General features: G+C 45.0%; 18 protein-coding genes. 14 read left to right on the top strand and 4 right to left on the bottom strand.

The features are described from left to right. The first annotated feature begins 92 nt into the window (after positions 1-92). The 3 genes from L2W36_RS26175 to L2W36_RS26165 all read left to right on the top strand — a co-directional run bounded on the left by L2W36_RS26175 (position 93) and on the right by L2W36_RS26165 (position 1671). Positions 93-680, top strand: coding sequence for a lysoplasmalogenase (locus L2W36_RS26175; RefSeq protein ID WP_236111974.1), 588 nt, complete (start codon positions 93-95; stop codon positions 678-680). Between the two features lie 89 nt (positions 681-769). After that, complete coding sequence (locus tag L2W36_RS26170) at positions 770-1006, top strand: YecH family metal-binding protein (RefSeq protein WP_038231115.1); 237 nt, start codon at positions 770-772, stop codon at positions 1004-1006. Between the two features lie 77 nt (positions 1007-1083). Next, complete coding sequence (locus L2W36_RS26165) at positions 1084-1671, top strand: YhgN family NAAT transporter (protein WP_006074717.1); 588 nt, start codon at positions 1084-1086, stop codon at positions 1669-1671. A gap of 30 nt (positions 1672-1701) precedes the next feature. Here the strand turns inward: L2W36_RS26165 and L2W36_RS26160 are convergent, their stop codons facing one another. Together L2W36_RS26160 and rsmD are read right to left on the bottom strand one after the other, a co-directional pair. After that, positions 1702-2007 carry a DUF1145 domain-containing protein gene (locus L2W36_RS26160; protein ID WP_006074718.1) on the bottom strand — a complete coding sequence of 102 codons (306 nt, stop codon included), beginning with the start codon at positions 2005-2007 and terminating at the stop codon, positions 1702-1704. After that, the gene (rsmD, locus tag L2W36_RS26155; protein ID WP_031497060.1) at positions 2004-2648 is read right to left on the bottom strand and encodes a 16S rRNA (guanine(966)-N(2))-methyltransferase RsmD; all 645 of its coding nucleotides are present in this window, start codon (positions 2646-2648) and stop codon (positions 2004-2006) included. The genes L2W36_RS26160 and rsmD overlap by 4 nt, the downstream gene beginning before the upstream one ends. A gap of 206 nt (positions 2649-2854) precedes the next feature. Here rsmD and ftsY point away from each other — a divergent pair, with 206 nt between their 5' ends. The 6 genes from ftsY to glpG all read left to right on the top strand — a co-directional run bounded on the left by ftsY (position 2855) and on the right by glpG (position 8559). After that, on the top strand, positions 2855-4093 hold the full coding sequence (ftsY, locus tag L2W36_RS26150) for a signal recognition particle-docking protein FtsY (protein WP_236111973.1): 1239 nt from the start codon (positions 2855-2857) through the stop codon (positions 4091-4093). A 65-nt stretch (positions 4094-4158) separates the two neighbouring features. Next, positions 4159-4830 (top strand): cell division ATP-binding protein FtsE, encoded by a 672-nt coding sequence (gene ftsE, locus L2W36_RS26145; RefSeq protein WP_038231118.1) that lies wholly within the window; start codon positions 4159-4161, stop codon positions 4828-4830. Further along, positions 4820-5776 (top strand): permease-like cell division protein FtsX, encoded by a 957-nt coding sequence (ftsX, locus tag L2W36_RS26140; RefSeq protein ID WP_236111975.1) that lies wholly within the window; start codon positions 4820-4822, stop codon positions 5774-5776. The genes ftsE and ftsX overlap by 11 nt, the downstream gene beginning before the upstream one ends. Positions 5777-6077: 301 nt before the next feature. Further along, positions 6078-6932 carry an RNA polymerase sigma factor RpoH gene (rpoH, locus tag L2W36_RS26135; RefSeq protein WP_038231119.1) on the top strand — a complete coding sequence of 285 codons (855 nt, stop codon included), beginning with the start codon at positions 6078-6080 and terminating at the stop codon, positions 6930-6932. 470 nt (positions 6933-7402) lie between these two features. Then, the gene (glpE, locus tag L2W36_RS26130) at positions 7403-7723 is read left to right on the top strand and encodes a thiosulfate sulfurtransferase GlpE (RefSeq protein ID WP_006074964.1); all 321 of its coding nucleotides are present in this window, start codon (positions 7403-7405) and stop codon (positions 7721-7723) included. Between the two features lie 2 nt (positions 7724-7725). Then, positions 7726-8559, top strand: a complete 834-nt coding sequence (glpG, locus tag L2W36_RS26125) for a rhomboid family intramembrane serine protease GlpG (protein ID WP_006074965.1) — start codon at positions 7726-7728, stop codon at positions 8557-8559. A 10-nt stretch (positions 8560-8569) separates the two neighbouring features. Here the strand turns inward: glpG and L2W36_RS26120 are convergent, their stop codons facing one another. Further along, a complete protein-coding gene (locus tag L2W36_RS26120) occupies positions 8570-8977 on the bottom strand; it encodes a flagellar basal body-associated protein FliL (protein WP_006074966.1) in 408 nt (135 codons plus the stop codon). Positions 8978-9136: 159 nt separating this feature from the next. Here L2W36_RS26120 and L2W36_RS26115 point away from each other — a divergent pair, with 159 nt between their 5' ends. Both L2W36_RS26115 and ubiA read left to right on the top strand, forming a co-directional pair. Further along, entirely contained in the window at positions 9137-9676 is a 540-nt protein-coding gene (locus L2W36_RS26115; RefSeq protein WP_031494467.1) for a chorismate lyase, read from the top strand. Continuing rightward, on the top strand, positions 9676-10533 hold the full coding sequence (gene ubiA, locus L2W36_RS26110; protein WP_006074968.1) for a 4-hydroxybenzoate octaprenyltransferase: 858 nt from the start codon (positions 9676-9678) through the stop codon (positions 10531-10533). Before L2W36_RS26115 ends, ubiA begins: the two co-directional genes overlap by 1 nt. 57 nt (positions 10534-10590) lie before the next feature. Here ubiA and plsB read toward each other — a convergent pair whose 3' ends face one another. After that, positions 10591-13050, bottom strand: a complete 2460-nt coding sequence (gene plsB, locus L2W36_RS26105; RefSeq protein WP_236111972.1) for a glycerol-3-phosphate 1-O-acyltransferase PlsB — start codon at positions 13048-13050, stop codon at positions 10591-10593. Positions 13051-13334: 284 nt separating this feature from the next. Between plsB and lexA the strand changes: the two genes are divergently transcribed. The 3 genes from lexA (at position 13335) to yihI (ending at position 15301) form a co-directional block, all read left to right on the top strand. Then, a complete protein-coding gene (lexA, locus tag L2W36_RS26100; protein ID WP_006074971.1) occupies positions 13335-13955 on the top strand; it encodes a transcriptional repressor LexA in 621 nt (206 codons plus the stop codon). A gap of 147 nt (positions 13956-14102) precedes the next feature. Further along, a complete protein-coding gene (locus L2W36_RS26095) occupies positions 14103-14741 on the top strand; it encodes a class I SAM-dependent methyltransferase (RefSeq protein WP_031493661.1) in 639 nt (212 codons plus the stop codon). After that, entirely contained in the window at positions 14741-15301 is a 561-nt protein-coding gene (gene yihI / locus L2W36_RS26090) for a Der GTPase-activating protein YihI (protein ID WP_236111971.1), read from the top strand. Before L2W36_RS26095 ends, yihI begins: the two co-directional genes overlap by 1 nt.

Genomic DNA, 15301 nt, shown 5'->3' with positions numbered 1-15301 from the left:
GACATGAAAACGGCGGTTGTTTGTATATTTTTGTTTGGCGACTAAAACATACCACAACTGCCGTTTTTCTTATCGGCTCACGCTAATCCGCGATGAACCTTATTTTTGCTGTAGAAAAAGGCGATAAGTCTCGAAGTGTGCTTTTTAGCGCTTTGACTCATAGTTTACTAATTGTGCTGTTGGCGACTTCAGGTTTAGAAACCAAGTATGAGCTTTTGGTGCTACTGGGGTTAGTTGTCTTCTTATTTAGTGATGCTTCTGGTCAATACACTCGGTTTGCCAAGCTTAGTTTTGTTGGGTATCTAATTGCTCAATCTCTCTATGGCTGGGCTATGTGGGGACAGGTGAATAGCCAATTTGTGCTGTGGTTGCCCGCTTTGATGCTATGTATCGCTATAGTCACCTTTTTTCTACTGTTACCTCGCCTTGACTCATTTCTGGTTCCAGTGACCGTGATGGGCATTTCTTTAGTGCATTTAGTGTGTGCAGCAGGTGAAGCCTGGTTAGCACAAAGTGGCATGTCATCTTTATTAGGCTTCTTGGGAGCGCTCACCATGGCCCTATCTGCCATGTTATTGGCGTTAGATAAATATCGTTTTCACTCGCGCCGTGCGCGCTATGCCATCTCTGGCAGCTATTATTTAGCTCATGCGTTAATCGTGGCTTCTGCGATTAGCTAGCACAAAAAAGTGTGCGATTGAGGTAGATCATCACGGAAGGGACCACTTTAACGTTAATATTCAATCGTTGATTTAATGAGGATTACCAAATGACCGCTGCTATCCATGCTCATAAAGTGCTTAATCTGTTACGTGAACAACCAATGACACGCGAACAGTTAGAACAAACCGTTATCGAGCAATTTGGAACTGAAGCTCGCTTCCGCACTTGCAGCCGTGAAGGCTTTGACCTTGATTCGCTGTTGGCCTTTTTTGTTGAAAAGCAGAAAGTGATTGAGAATCAGGGAGTATGGGAGCTAAACATAGAGAGAGTTTGTTCTCATTAGACGAGATTGTTTCGACTAAAAGACGACAACTAAGCCTGCTATACTTCACGAAAATCTATCGTTAGCAGGCTGTATTCATGGATATACTCTCCGCGGCGACCATGTTGTTCCTCATCATGGACCCGCTCGGCAATCTCCCTATTATTCTTTCCATCTTAAAACATCTAGATCCGAAACGAAGGCGGAAAGTTCTAGTACGCGAGTTATGCTTCGCTCTACTCATTCTGATGTTGTTCCTTTTTGCGGGGCAGAGCATACTGACTTTCCTTCATGTTAAACCAGAAACATTGAGTATCTCTGGTGGTATCATTCTATTTATCATTGCGATAAGAATGATCTTCCCACAGGCGGGCAGTGTGGCTGGCTTGGCGGCGGGTGACGAACCGTTTATTGTTCCTATGGCTATCCCGATGATTGCTGGGCCTTCAGTGATCGCCTCCATTCTGTTGTTATCAACACAAAACCCCGACAGTCTGACGGACCTGTCGTTTGCAGTTCTCATCGCTTGGGGCGCTACTTTCTTTATTTTGATGTTCTACAGTTTCTTCCATAAGTTGTTAGGAGAAAGAGGTCTGAAAGCGGTCGAGCGATTGATGGGCTTACTGCTCGTTATGATTTCGACACAGATGTTCTTAGATGGGATAAAGAGCTACTTGGGAAGTTAAAAAAGAAAAGCCGCATTCGCGGCTTTTCTTTTATTTGTTTTCAGTATCTTCTGCTTTATCGGGAGCAGGTCCCATCATGTGTTTTTGTCTAATATCGAGCAGAGCGAAAATACCGAACGCTAGAATAGAGTATTTTTCCCATGTGCCTAGCTTGAGCTTGTCACCAAAGGCGCCAAGGAAAATGGCCATCTGCACACCATGCATTAAGAACAGAAAGGCTGTCATGATATACAGCGCTATCGCACCTTTTCCTGGGAATGGATGGAAAATATTCAGTATCAATACAAACCAAACAAATCCAAAGGCGATCTTCGCCAGCATTAACAGTGCTTTCATTTTGTTTCCCTCTCAAATAATCGATAACAAACCTGACCCGCCGTTTTTTCTTTTAATGGATCCCAGTGCTCTGGGATGACGTCGATTTGTAATTCTTTTTCCGTTTCAATATAGACTAACGCATTGTCGGCAAGCCAACCATTATCTTCAAGTTTTTGAACCACTTCTGGTAGCAAGCCTTGACGAAATGGAGGATCAATAAACACCACATCGTGTGGTTGTCCTGGTTGGTCTAAAAAGCTAAGTGCATTGCCGTGATGGGTGACGATATTGTCTGCCTTAACAAGCGCTACATTGCTGATAATTTGTTGGTAAGCTTTGTCGTTGAGCTCAATCATAGTGACTTGCGCGGCTTGCCGAGAAGCCGCTTCAAATCCTAAGCTGCCTGAGCCAGCAAAAAGATCTAATACCTTCGCGTGTGGAATATCTTGCGCTAACCAGTTAAACACCGTTTCTTTGACTCGATCGGTGGTTGGACGGAGTCCTTCTGCATCGTGAACCGGCAGTTTTCGTCCGCGCCACAGTCCGCTAATAATGCGCACACTCCCCATTGGTGCCTTACCCCCGCGAGTGGCGCCTGAACGAGATGTCGTCTTCTGGGACGGTTTTTGTGATGGAGTTTGCTTGCGACGTCTAACCATAGATTTTTTGACCGACAATTAAGTGTTACTATAACGGGCTCATTAAAGAGCTTAATTGGATAAGTGACGAAGTGTACCAATCTCTGACAAAAGTTTTCACTGCTTTGTCGCAATTATTTTTTGCATCGCTTGTCGTAAATAGATAGCGTTTTAAGCAAATCCGAATTTAAGACCATTTGAAAAGACAGTATTCAGGATAGTTTCAGATGACAGAAAAGAAAAAACGCGGGTTACTCTCGTGGCTTGGCTTTGGTGATGAAGAGCAAGCACCGCAAAAACAACAAGAGACATCTGCTGACGTTGAAGCCGAACAACCGCAGCAAGAAAGTAGTGATGTTGAGGTCACCGCAGAAACAGCACCTGAAACGGTAGAGCAGGAACCAACAACTGAAGCAGAAGCAGAAGCAGAAGCAGAAGCAGAAGCAGAAGCAGAAGCAGAAGCAGAAGCAGAAGCAGAAGCAGAAGCAGAAGCAGAAGCAGAAGCAGAAGTGATTGCTCGAGTTCAAGAGCAAGAGAAGCCAACTGAGAGTTTCTTTGCGCGCCTAAAGCGTAGCCTAAGTCGTACAAAAGCCAATATTGGTGCAGGTTTCTTTGGCTTATTCAAAGGCAAAGAGATCGACGATGAGCTGTTTGAAGAGCTTGAAGAGCAGCTGTTAATTGCTGACGTTGGTATGAACACCACGGTTAAGATTATTGATAGCTTAACTGAAAAAGCCTCTCGCGCTGATCTTAAAGACGGTGAAGCTCTGTATGGTCTGCTTAAAGAGGAAATGGCAGAGATTCTAAGCCATGTTGAGAAGCCTCTGGAAGTTGATAGTACTAAGATGCCTTTCGTTATACTGATGGTAGGGGTTAATGGTGTTGGCAAAACAACCACCATTGGTAAGCTTGCTAAGCAGTATCAAGCCCAAGGTAAGAAAGTCATGCTGGCTGCGGGTGATACCTTCCGTGCTGCAGCTGTTGAGCAGCTTCAAATATGGGGCGAACGCAATGACGTACCGGTTATTGCTCAGCATACTGGCGCAGATAGTGCGTCAGTTATTTATGATGCCATTGAAGCAGCAAAGGCGCGCGGCGTTGACGTTGTGATTGCTGACACCGCAGGTCGCTTACAAAACAAAGCCAACCTAATGGAAGAATTGCGCAAGATCGTCCGTGTTATGAAGAAGATTGACGAGTCGGCACCGCATGAAATCATGCTAACGCTAGATGCTGGCACCGGTCAAAATGCGATTAGCCAGGCGAAACTGTTTAGCGACGTAGCACCGCTGACGGGCATTACGCTGACGAAGCTAGACGGAACCGCGAAAGGTGGGGTTATCTTTGCCTTAGCTGACCAGTTCCAAATCCCAATCCGCTATATTGGTGTGGGCGAAGGTATTGACGATTTGAGACCATTTGAAACACAAGACTTTATCGACGCACTGTTTAGCCGAGAAGACTAAGTAAAACTCAAGGGATGCGCAGCATCCCTTGTCAAAAATAGGCATCCAATCAGGGGAATGATTCGGTGATCAAATTTGAGCAAGTGAGCAAGGCTTACCGCGGTGGTAGACAAGCGTTGCAAAAAGTGGATTTTCACCTTCGACGCGGCGAAATGGCGTTTTTAGGCGGCCACTCTGGCGCAGGTAAAAGTACGCTGTTAAAACTGATCTGTGCAATTGAACGACCAACCGATGGTCGTATCCTTTTTAACGATCACGACATCAGCCGTTTGCCATCGAAGGATATCCCTTTCCTTCGTCGTAACATTGGTATCGTATTTCAAGACCATCGATTACTAATGGATCGCAGTGTATTTGATAACGTGGCGCTGCCAATGCGTATCGAATCTATCTCTGAAAATGAAATCAAGCGTCGAGTTTCCGCAGCACTAGATAAAACGGGTTTACTGGATAAGGCCAAATGTCTACCGAGTCAGTTGTCTGGTGGTGAGCAGCAGCGCGTGGGTATTGCTCGAGCAGTTGTGAACCGACCTACTATGCTATTAGCAGATGAGCCTACTGGTAACTTAGACCCTGAATTGTCCAACAAAGTGTTAAAGCTGTTTGAAGAGTTTAACCGCGCAGGCGTATCCATTTTGTTGGCGACACACGATATCCATTTGGTTCGCTCTAGACCTCAATATCGTTACCTTGAACTGAACCAAGGATTCTTAAGTGAGGTCAGTGATGGTGTTTAAACGTAAAAATAGCAAGCCAAAAAAGCATCGTTTAAAGTCGGATAATTTCTTTACTGTGCATTGGAAGCAGGCAAAAGCGTCTTTAGTAGAGATGTGGCAGCGTCCATTGGGTAACATTCTAACTCTGGCGGTTATTTCTATGGCGCTAACCATGCCAGCTTGTCTTTACCTCCTAGGTAAGAACGTCGTGGCAGTGACCTCTAACGTGGCGAGCCAATCGCAAGTCACCGCGTTTATTTCCGTCGGTGTGCCGGATGCAAGGGTGTTGGTACTTAAAGACGCAATTGAAGGTTGGGAAGAGGTCAGTTCGGTTAAGTACATTACGCCGCAAGAAGGTTTAGCTGATCTCAGTGAACACTCTGGCCTGGATCAGGCTCTGAGTTTGCTTGACGGTTATGCGCTTCCTGGGGTGCTTACCATTATTCCAGTGAATGCCGACGTACAGACTGACCGAGACTTAGTGGCTAAGCTGCGTACTCAAGAAGAGATTACCGATATTCGCCGCGATGAAGATTGGTTGAGTCGATTTGATGCAATCAAAACCTTAGCCTCAACATTAGTCGTGACGTTATCGGTGCTGATGTTGGTTTCTGTATTTTTGATTGTGGGCAATACATTGCGCTTTAACGTATTAGCCAATAAAGAAGCCATTCAAACCATGAAATTGATTGGTGCGACCGATGCTTATATTTTGAGGCCGTATATCTATTCAGGTATGTGGTTTGGGTTGTTAGGTGCGGTTGTTGCTTGGTTATTGACGGCGTTGATTACTGTCCTACTCAATAGCGCTGTGACCGACCTTGCTACTCTGTATGATAGTGATTTCCGACTCCTTGGCCTCGGCTGGGACGAGACCTTGCTAATCCTGATGCTCGGACTATTCTTGGGGACAGGCGCAGCAAGAATTTCAGCTAAGCGTCACTTAAAAGAAATTGAACCGGTCTAGAAAACTCAGGTCAGAATACTCATTGAGCGGCAAAGCTGCTCAATCCTGACGCAGAGTGTAACAATTGTTCGCTTGTACGTGACTATTAATAATTATGTAGTTATTCAGTGAGATAGTGGGAGCTCAGTCCCATCTGGGCAGAAAATACCTATTAATGAATGAAATTTAATCGGCATTTACCCTTGTTTAGACCAATTGATTATGCATAATTACTAACCCCTTCTTGAATCTCAGCCTATTAAGGTTCAGTATTGATGGATTGAGAAGGCGTTAATCCCACTCGACACGAATGAGGAAGTGAATGGCAAACCAAGCGTATCCAATGGCATTAGTGACACAAGATAGCCTTGATGGCTACATCCGCTCAGTCAACAGCTACCCAATGCTGACGGCTGATGAGGAGCGTGAACTAGCAGAGCGATTACACTATGATGGTGAAATAGAGGCAGCGAAAGGGCTGATTTTGTCTCATCTACGATTTGTTGTTCATGTTGCTCGTGGCTATTCTGGCTATGGGCTTCCTATGGCTGACTTAGTTCAAGAAGGCAATATTGGTCTGATGAAAGCTGTGAAGCGCTTCAACCCTGAAGTAGGGGTAAGACTGGTATCTTTCGCGGTGCATTGGATTAAAGCGGAAATCCATGAATACGTATTACGTAACTGGCGTATCGTGAAGATTGCGACGACTAAAGCTCAGCGCAAACTGTTTTTTAACCTACGTAAGTCGAAAAAACGCTTAGGTTGGTTCAACAATGGTGAAGTAGAAACAGTAGCAAAAGAGCTGGGAGTCGAGCCATCAGAAGTTAGAGAGATGGAATCACGTCTCGCGGCTCAAGATTCAACGTTTGAAATGCAAAACGATGATGACGATACCGGCTCATACACTGCACCTGCGCTTTATCTTGAAGATAAGAGCTCAGATCTCGCAGAAGACTTTGAAGCACAGAACTGGGAAACTCACACCAATAACCGTTTAGGCCACGCGCTTGCGACGCTTGATGAGCGTAGTCAACATATCGTGCGCTCTCGTTGGTTGGATGACAACAAATCTACGTTGCAAGATTTAGCCGATACCTACGGTGTGTCTGCGGAGCGTATTCGCCAGTTAGAAAAGAACGCAATGAAGAAACTTAAGGCAGCCGTCGGCGAGTTTTAAGCTTGGTTTAAAGCAGAATAAATGATTAAGGCCGAGATCGAGAGATCTCGGCCTTTTTACTTTTGATCGGAGAATCAAAACGATCGAATTATGTGATCACATTTTTCACTTGTGTCCTGTGGATAAGTCTGTGACAAAATTATTTACCAACTGTCAGAAAGCAGCGATAAACGGTCGATTGAAGCGCTTTTGGAACTGGGGATACCTTTTGCTTTACACACAGATAGATCAAGATCATACCTAGATGTTGTGGATCATTGGATCTAAAAGCACCTTATCAACGCAATCCACAGAGTTACACACAGATGGTGGTTTTTTAAGCTTAAGTGGATAACCTTATTGATTATCGGTACTTTGACAACACTGAATAGTGATACTATCAGACGTGAAATAACAACGTATAAAAAGCATCGAATCCAAACTAAATTTGATATTGATTGGTGCACAAAGAAAGTGAAGGTTTAGACTCTATGGAGCAGTTTCAACACATCGATGTGGTCAACGCACATCAACTACTGAGCAGTGACTCAGAAGCACGATTGGTGGACATTCGTGATATTCAGGCATTTACCGTGGCGCATGCCTCGGGTGCATTTCATCTTACCAACGACAGCATTGTTGATTTCATGCAGCAAGTGGAGTTTGAGTCGCCAGTGTTGGTTATGTGCTATCACGGCATCAGTAGCCAAGGTGCGGCGCAATATTTGCTAAACCAAGGTTTTGAGCAGGTATATAGTGTTGATGGTGGCTTTGAGGCTTGGCAGCGCGCCGAATTACCAATAGAGAAATAACTATGATTAGATTGATCACGATTCAAAACCCGAGAATGGGTCAGGCATTTATCGATTATATGGCATCGAGAAAGATTGATGTACAAATGATGCCTGAAGGAAGTGGTCAATTTGCCTTGTGGCTGATACATAGTGAAGACCAAGTCGAGGCGGAGGCTGAACTCAAGCAATTTCTGACCGAACCTAATCATCCGAAGTACCAAGCCTCTTCTTGGGACATGGCTGAGACGCGACAGAATAAATTCCATTATCAAACACCCAGCTTTATGTCATTGCTTAAGGCAAAAGCCGGCGTGGCGACTTTGAGTATCATGCTCATCTGTTCAGTGATTTTTATCTTGCAACAGCTTGGTTGGGGGGAAGCTATCTTTGCATCTTTGCATTTCCCTGCTCTCGACGGACAGCAATGGCAAATCTGGCGTTGGTTTACTCACGCACTGCTGCATTTCTCGGCATTACATATCATCTTTAACTTATTGTGGTGGTGGCAGCTAGGAGGCGATATTGAGAAACGTCTTGGCTCTTTGAAGCTTATTGAGATATTTTTGATATCGGCTGCGGTATCTGGAACCGGACAATACTGGGTTGAGGGTGCAAACTTTGGTGGCCTGTCAGGCGTAGTTTATGCGTTGGTGGGATATCTTTGGATGCTCACTTGGAAACGACCTGAGCTTGGTCTTATCATTCAAAAGCCTATCGTAGGCTTTATGTTAGTTTGGCTTATTCTCGGTTTCTTCCAACCTTTCTTGGCGATTGCCAATATGGCGCACCTAACTGGTCTAGCAAGCGGTATCGTATTAGGGTTGGTGGACAGCCAGCGTTTGAAAGCGCGTTAGGTTGCGCTTCCTATTGGTATAAGTATTTGGTAAATAAAAGGTCGGCGATGACGGCCTTACCGGTTTCTGCTAACAGTAGGTTGTTGAGATTTTCAACTAAGGCGTGACGAATTTCTTCTCGACCAGCCAAAGATTTGATGACATCTGCATTTTGACGACCGAGTAGCTCTACAACCGCATCACGAATAAGTGGTTGATGATGTTCAATAATAACAAGGTCGCTGGCATCTGCGACCATAACGTCGATTCGTACTTGAACATAACCGAGTCGCTTGCCCTCAGTATAAAAGTTCGTCGTCAACTCTGGTTCTAAAGTAAAATAAGCGAGGCTAGGAGCAGTAGAATCTGCCGAAAGAGCAGGGAATGTGACAGTCAAGCCCATGATAAGGAAAAACTGGCTTAGGTAACGTTTACGCATATTTCTCTCTTTCTAACTCCATTTAGCCGATATTCCATAAGCCTAATTTTGTTACAATAGCACGATACAACTAGAGTTTATGGCCTCTTCGAGTGGTACAATACGCCATTCAGAAGAATAATGATTGTACGCCTTAAGCGCGTGTTATTGAATAGCAAAATGAATGATTCAGTTTTCGATTATCTGAAAGTATTAAGCCATGCTCAATGGCAATCTCCAGAACAGTTTCGATTTACCAATGATAATGTCTTGCAATGGTTAACAGAGCAGGGCTCTTTGTCACATAAATTAAGTGCTCATTGTGATCACTTCGCAGTAGAAGTGGTGCGCAACGAAGCCAGTACTCCACAATGCATGTCACATGAAGAAGTGGAGTTACTTGATCACGAAGCCTGCTGGCTACGAGAGGTGGTGCTATCAGGCGATGATGTGCCTTGGGTCATCGGTCGCACATTGATGTCGCTCGATGCCATGGATAGAAGCCAATACGACATTTCACAACAAGGAACTGTACCTATTGGGGTCACCGTGTTTTCAAGCTCAGATACTAAGCGTGATGCACTGCAAGTGGCTATGATCTCGACTCCGCAAGGGGACTTGTTTGCTCGTCGTTCTCGTTTGTGGGTCTCAGGACATCCAATATTGGTCGCGGAGCTTTTTCTTCCCGACTCGCCGGTCTATAACATGGAGAGTGAATAATGACCTCGGCAAAGGCAAAAGCCTATTGGCAGTTAATGCGAATGGACAAACCCATCGGCTCGTTACTGCTGCTCTGGCCAACACTTTGGGCGCTGATTCTTGCGGCCGAAGGGATACCAGATTTGCATGTATTAGTGGTCTTCTCATTGGGGGTGATCATGATGCGCAGTGCAGGTTGTGTGATTAACGACTTTGCAGATCGCAAGGTGGATGGTCATGTAGAACGCACCAAACTTAGACCGCTTCCAGCAGGTTTGGTGTCATCAAGAGAAGCTATAGCGCTGTTCCTTTTCCTCGCTATTGCGTCGTTTATCCTTGTATTGACGATGAATACTCTGACGATACAGCTGTCGTTTGTTGGACTATTTTTAGCGTTTATTTATCCATTTATGAAGCGCTATACCCATCTACCGCAATTGTTTTTAGGACTGGCTTTCAGTTGGTCGATTCCGATGGCGTGGGCTGCACAAGCAAATGAGCTGCCACCTATGGTTTGGTTTGTCTTTGTGATTAATGCCCTTTGGACCATTGGCTATGATACTCAATACGCCATGGTTGATCGTGACGATGACTTAAAAGTAGGGATCAAATCGACGGCAATCTTGTTTGGTCGCCGTGACAAACTCATCATTGGTTTATTGCAGTTTGCCACGTTACTTATGCTGTACACATTGGGTGGATGGTATGAACTCGGTGCGAGTTATTATTGGAGCTTGCTGGTGGCTGGGGCATTGTTTGTTTATCAACAATGGCTCATTAGACAGCGTGAGCGAATGCCGTGCTTCCAAGCTTTCCTCAATAACAACTATGTAGGCATGGTGGTGACGATCGGTTTGCTAGTAGCATTTTGGCCGTAGCAAGATAGAGAATAAAACAAAGGCGCTATTGAATAGCGCCTTTGTTATTTATGGGATTTACTCAGAAGTAGGTGCTTCTTCTATAGCATTTTCTACATCGCTTTGATGCACACTCTCCTGAATAGTTAATCTCACCTCAGGGTAGAGCAAGCTGTATAGCAGGCTAGCTAACGTTTCGGTAGCGGCGCTATCACAGTTACCTTCTACGTCAAGGTAGCCTTGTTCCTTCAGGGTGCTGAACAGAGCTGCAAAGGCTCCTTTATCAAAGAACTCCGGAGCATTAATGCCATGAAGACGACCAAGACGCTGGGCAATTTCTTGGCTCTTCTGCTCCAAATCACTCTTGCCTAGCTCAGGGTAGCTGGCCAGTAGGTTAAGTGAAATCGCATAACGTTGAAGCGTCTCGGAAATCGTTCTACCTAGTAACATCAAGGTTTGAGTGTTGGATTGGTTCATTGAGACAAAACCTTGTTCCACTACAACCAGTTGCTGGCGCTCAAGTTCTACAACGATGCCGTCAACGGCCTGTTCCAACTCTGCCTGGTCTAGATTCAAGAACAGCTCTTTCTTGAGGAAAGGATATAGCTTTTCCACATTGTACTTGATAGCTTCAAGTGACAATTTATGTTGGCGAATCAACATTTGTGCAATCAAAGATGGCAATGCAAACAAGTGGATGATGTTGTTGCGATAGTAGGTCATCAGAATCGACTGGTGACGATCTAGGGAAATAATGTCACCTAAGGTATCAGATTCAATGACAAACTTGTCCAATGACTCGGCGTGAGCTACCAATTCTTCTGCTGAATCGTTAGGCAGCGTGCTAGTTTGTGAATAAGGAACATGCTTAAGCAGCGACAGATAACAATCAATCTGTGACACCAAGCTGTCACGAGATAACGCCCGTTGACGTGAGGCAAGCAAGGCTGTGGCACACAGCGTTAATGCATTAGTTGCCGCAGCATCGTTAATGTTAGTCATCATCTTGGTCGCAAGATCGTTTACTGCAGGTACCAACCACTGTGGTTTACTGGTGCCCATTGGATCAATGTCTTGCGTCCAGTTTGGCGCGGCTTCATTGAGATATTGATTGAGTGGAATTGGCTCACCAAAGTTCACATAGCCTTGACCAAAGTTGCGCAGTTTACGAATGGTCTTGATTACTTGGCCTGCATTCTCTTTTTCTTTGCGCTTACCACGTAGCTCTTTGGCGTAGGTGCTCACTTCCATCACATGTTCATAACCAATGTACACGGGAACTAGAGTGACAGGGCGGTTGAGGCCGCGTAACATCGCTTGAATCGTCATTGCCAGCATGCCGGTTTTTGCTTGCAGTAAACGGCCAGTACGTGAACGACCGCCTTCGCTGAAATATTCAACGGAATAGCCTTTGGCAAATAACTCTGCCAAATATTCGCGGAAAATCGTCGAATAAAGCTTATTTCCCTTGAAACTGCGGCGAATAAAGAACGCGCCACCACGACGGAAAATAGGCCCTGCTGGGAAGAAATTGAGGTTAATACCCGCAGCAATGTGCGGTGGTACCATGCCTTCACGGTAAAGAACATAGGACAATAATAGATAGTCCATATGACTACGGTGACAAGGTACATAAACAATTTCATGACCGTCTTGCGCTAAACGGCGCACGGTAGAAGCGTTATTGACGTTGATGCCTTGATAGAGTTTGTTCCACAGCCAATGAAGGATATGGTCGCCACTTTTTATCAGCTTATATGAGAAGTCAGCAGCAATTTCATCCATGATTTGATGAGCTTCTTTGCGTGCTTTTTGTTCACTAATATCGTTAGCTTGCGCGTAGTCTGTGATCGCTTGCTCAATCACTTGGGAGTTGAGTAAACGATGGAATAGTACTTGGCGGTTTGGCAGGTTAGGGCCAGAGGCAGCGAACTTCTGTCTTGAGAAGTGGATACGGGCTACACGCGCCAGTTTGTGAGCGATAGATTCATCCGTGCCATGTGAATCTGCCATATAGCGTAGCGACACTACTGGGCTAAAGCGCACCATGCAGTCCCGACCTGAAGCAATAACCGCGAAGGCTTTTTGCAGACCGTTCATCGGTTGCAGGTAAGGCTTTGGTGTTTCTTCTTTACCAGGTTTACGGCCCCAAAGAACGGTGGTCGGAATAACCTGAACATCAAGTTCACGGTCTTTCTCGTGCTCTTTAAGTAAGTCAGAAAACAGTGCGATGGATTCGTTCGGAACGTTCTGGTCGCTACTAATGAGAGTTGGTCTTGAGGCGATGAAGACAAAGCGACTACGCTCTTCTCCATTGAGCACGATAGGCTCTAATGGATCCGGTAACCCAACGGCCAAGGCTTGCTCTTGTAATGCGAGCAGATCGACATTGGAGCTAAACGGAAGGGCGTACACCACAGGTTTCGTTGCATCGATATTGTGGTCTTCGATAGGGTTAGATGGAATCGCCGTCCCTTTTACCAATACCGACATTGGCAGTTTAAGAAAGGAACGGAACAGTGATTGTCCTGAAGACATAAAGGTTCACAGCCTCAATTTGTTCGAAAGAAACAATGCCTGAGAAGCACACATACTATGAATTGTAGTGTGTTAATCCTAGGCACTATATTTAGAGCGGTGCAAGCATACCAGAAACTGGTCTTACCTTTTAATGAAAAAACTCGTTACATCCTAATTCGGTGTTTTTTGCTCTGTCTGAGTTAGATATGGTGTTAAGCCGCTAAAAAAACAACCAATTGTCTTTGCAATTAAACCATTACTGGATATACTTACAGTTAACTGTATAAACAGACAGGTGAATTATGAAGCCGCTAACGCCACGACAACAGCAAGTTTTTGATTTAATCAAAAGCAAAATAGACGATGTAGGTATGCCACCTACTCGTGCCGAGATCGCGAAAGAGTTGGGTTTCCGCTCTGCGAATGCGGCAGAAGAACACCTAAAAGCTCTAGCACGTAAAAAAGCCATTGAAATTATCCCTGGTGCATCTCGAGGCATTCGTATTCTGCTTGAAGATGCAGCGAACGAAGACGCTGGCCTGCCATTGATTGGTCAAGTTGCTGCGGGTGAGCCTATTTTGGCGCAAGAGCATGTTGAAGCACACTACCAAGTTGATCCGAGCATGTTTAAACCACAAGCTGATTTTCTGCTGCGTGTTAATGGCGAAAGTATGAAGGACATCGGTATTATGGATGGTGACCTACTTGCGGTACATAAAACACAGGATGTTCGTGATGGACAAGTGGTGGTTGCACGTGTCGATGACGATGTGACGGTAAAAAGACTTGAACGCAAAGGCGCGACCGTATTGCTGCATGCAGAAAACGAAGAATTTTCTCCGATTGAAGTCGATCTAACTGCTCAGCACCTTGCTATTGAAGGGGTTGCGGTTGGTATTATTCGCAACACTGATTGGATGTAATAGCACTAAGGCAGATAAGCAAACGACTTCTCTGCCTTAAATTCTACGCGTTTTTGATGAAATTGTAGAAAAAATACCCGTCTCCACTCCCCACCGTGCTCACTTTCTGGTATGTTTCGCACCCTTGTATCGTTCAGGAGATAAATTGTGGAAGCTTGCCCACTGTGTGCGGGACTTTCGGTACACCATTATCACAGCGATAAGAAGCGAGATTATTTGCAGTGTGGTTCCTGTCAGTTGGTGTTTGTACCAAGGCAGCAACGACTTGATGCGAGCGCGGAAAAAGCGATTTATGACCTTCATATCAATGATCCTAGTGATGCTGGCTATCGACGTTTTTTATCTCGACTAGTTTCACCACTACAAGAACGATTATCACAAGGCTCAAAAGGTCTCGATTTTGGCTGTGGCCCGGGCCCAACCTTGTCTTTGATGTTCGAAGAGCAAGGCTATGACATGTCGCTGTATGATTTGTACTATTATCCAGAGAGTTCGGTATTAGATAATAGCTATGACTTCGTCACAGCAACGGAAGTTATTGAGCACTTGTATGAGCCAGACTTAGTTTGGCAACAATGGTTATCGCTCATTAAGCCTGCGGGATGGTTAGGCTTAATGACTAAAATGGTGGTTGATGTGGATGCCTTTGCCAAATGGCACTACAAGAACGACCAAACCCACGTTGTATTCTTTAGTCGAGCCACCTTTGTGTATTTGGCACAAAGAGATGGGCTGGAGTTAGAATTCATTGGTAATGATGTCATTTTACTGAGGAAGCTTACGTAATGAGTCGTAAGAAAAAATCGAGAAAACCAGGCGCGAATCCAGAGCCTGTTATTGTTACACGCAACCGCACTGAATCGGATGTGGAAGGTCGCTTACGCAAGCGTTTGAAAAAGCGCAAAGGCCAGAAGTCTGGCAGTCGTCATTCAGAAGGCTCAAAAACCAAACAGGCAGGCAGCGCAGCAAAGCTAGACCCGCGTTTAGGTAGCAAGAAAAAAATCCCACTTATCGTTGATGATAAGAAAAAGCCAAGTAAACAAGAGCGTCGTTTATCTGCTGAGCAAGAACTTGAAATGCTCGAAAATGATGCACAGCTTAACGTATTGCTTGATCGTATTGAAAGCGGTGAAAACTTGGGTGCAGGTCTGCAAAAATACGTTGACGAGAAACTTGACCGAATTGAAGTACTGATGAACCGTCTTGGCCTAATGGAACCAGAGACCGAAGATGAGTTTGAATCATCTATAGCTGAAGAGCCTCGTCAGACAAAGGGCAAAGCAAGCAGCGATGCTGATTTGTTGTCTCAATTTGAAGAGCTAGACATCGACCAATTCAAGGATTAA

It is taken from the genome of Vibrio sp. McD22-P3 (genome assembly GCF_021568915.1).
In the GTDB taxonomy this organism is placed as follows: Bacteria; Pseudomonadota; Gammaproteobacteria; order Enterobacterales; family Vibrionaceae; genus Vibrio; species Vibrio mediterranei.
The sequence above is the reverse complement of the archived record's forward strand: the minus strand, read 5'-3'. Positions and strand labels throughout refer to the sequence as shown.

Excerpts from the sequence above, each read along its gene's own strand:
- L2W36_RS26175 (WP_236111974.1), top strand. The coding sequence starts at position 93 with ATGAACCTTATTTTTGCTGTAGAAAAAGGCGATAAGTCTCGAAGTGTG.
- L2W36_RS26170 (WP_038231115.1), top strand. The coding sequence starts at position 770 with ATGACCGCTGCTATCCATGCTCATAAAGTGCTTAATCTGTTACGTGAA.
- L2W36_RS26165 (WP_006074717.1), top strand. The coding sequence starts at position 1,084 with ATGGATATACTCTCCGCGGCGACCATGTTGTTCCTCATCATGGACCCG.
- L2W36_RS26160 (WP_006074718.1), bottom strand. The coding sequence starts at position 2,007 with ATGAAAGCACTGTTAATGCTGGCGAAGATCGCCTTTGGATTTGTTTGG.
- rsmD (WP_031497060.1), bottom strand. The coding sequence starts at position 2,648 with ATGGTTAGACGTCGCAAGCAAACTCCATCACAAAAACCGTCCCAGAAG.
- ftsY (WP_236111973.1), top strand. The coding sequence starts at position 2,855 with ATGACAGAAAAGAAAAAACGCGGGTTACTCTCGTGGCTTGGCTTTGGT.
- ftsX (WP_236111975.1), top strand. The coding sequence starts at position 4,820 with ATGGTGTTTAAACGTAAAAATAGCAAGCCAAAAAAGCATCGTTTAAAG.
- rpoH (WP_038231119.1), top strand. The coding sequence starts at position 6,078 with ATGGCAAACCAAGCGTATCCAATGGCATTAGTGACACAAGATAGCCTT.
- glpE (WP_006074964.1), top strand. The coding sequence starts at position 7,403 with ATGGAGCAGTTTCAACACATCGATGTGGTCAACGCACATCAACTACTG.
- glpG (WP_006074965.1), top strand. The coding sequence starts at position 7,726 with ATGATTAGATTGATCACGATTCAAAACCCGAGAATGGGTCAGGCATTT.
- L2W36_RS26120 (WP_006074966.1), bottom strand. The coding sequence starts at position 8,977 with ATGCGTAAACGTTACCTAAGCCAGTTTTTCCTTATCATGGGCTTGACT.
- L2W36_RS26115 (WP_031494467.1), top strand. The coding sequence starts at position 9,137 with ATGAATGATTCAGTTTTCGATTATCTGAAAGTATTAAGCCATGCTCAA.
- ubiA (WP_006074968.1), top strand. The coding sequence starts at position 9,676 with ATGACCTCGGCAAAGGCAAAAGCCTATTGGCAGTTAATGCGAATGGAC.
- plsB (WP_236111972.1), bottom strand. The coding sequence starts at position 13,050 with ATGTCTTCAGGACAATCACTGTTCCGTTCCTTTCTTAAACTGCCAATG.
- lexA (WP_006074971.1), top strand. The coding sequence starts at position 13,335 with ATGAAGCCGCTAACGCCACGACAACAGCAAGTTTTTGATTTAATCAAA.
- yihI (WP_236111971.1), top strand. The coding sequence starts at position 14,741 with ATGAGTCGTAAGAAAAAATCGAGAAAACCAGGCGCGAATCCAGAGCCT.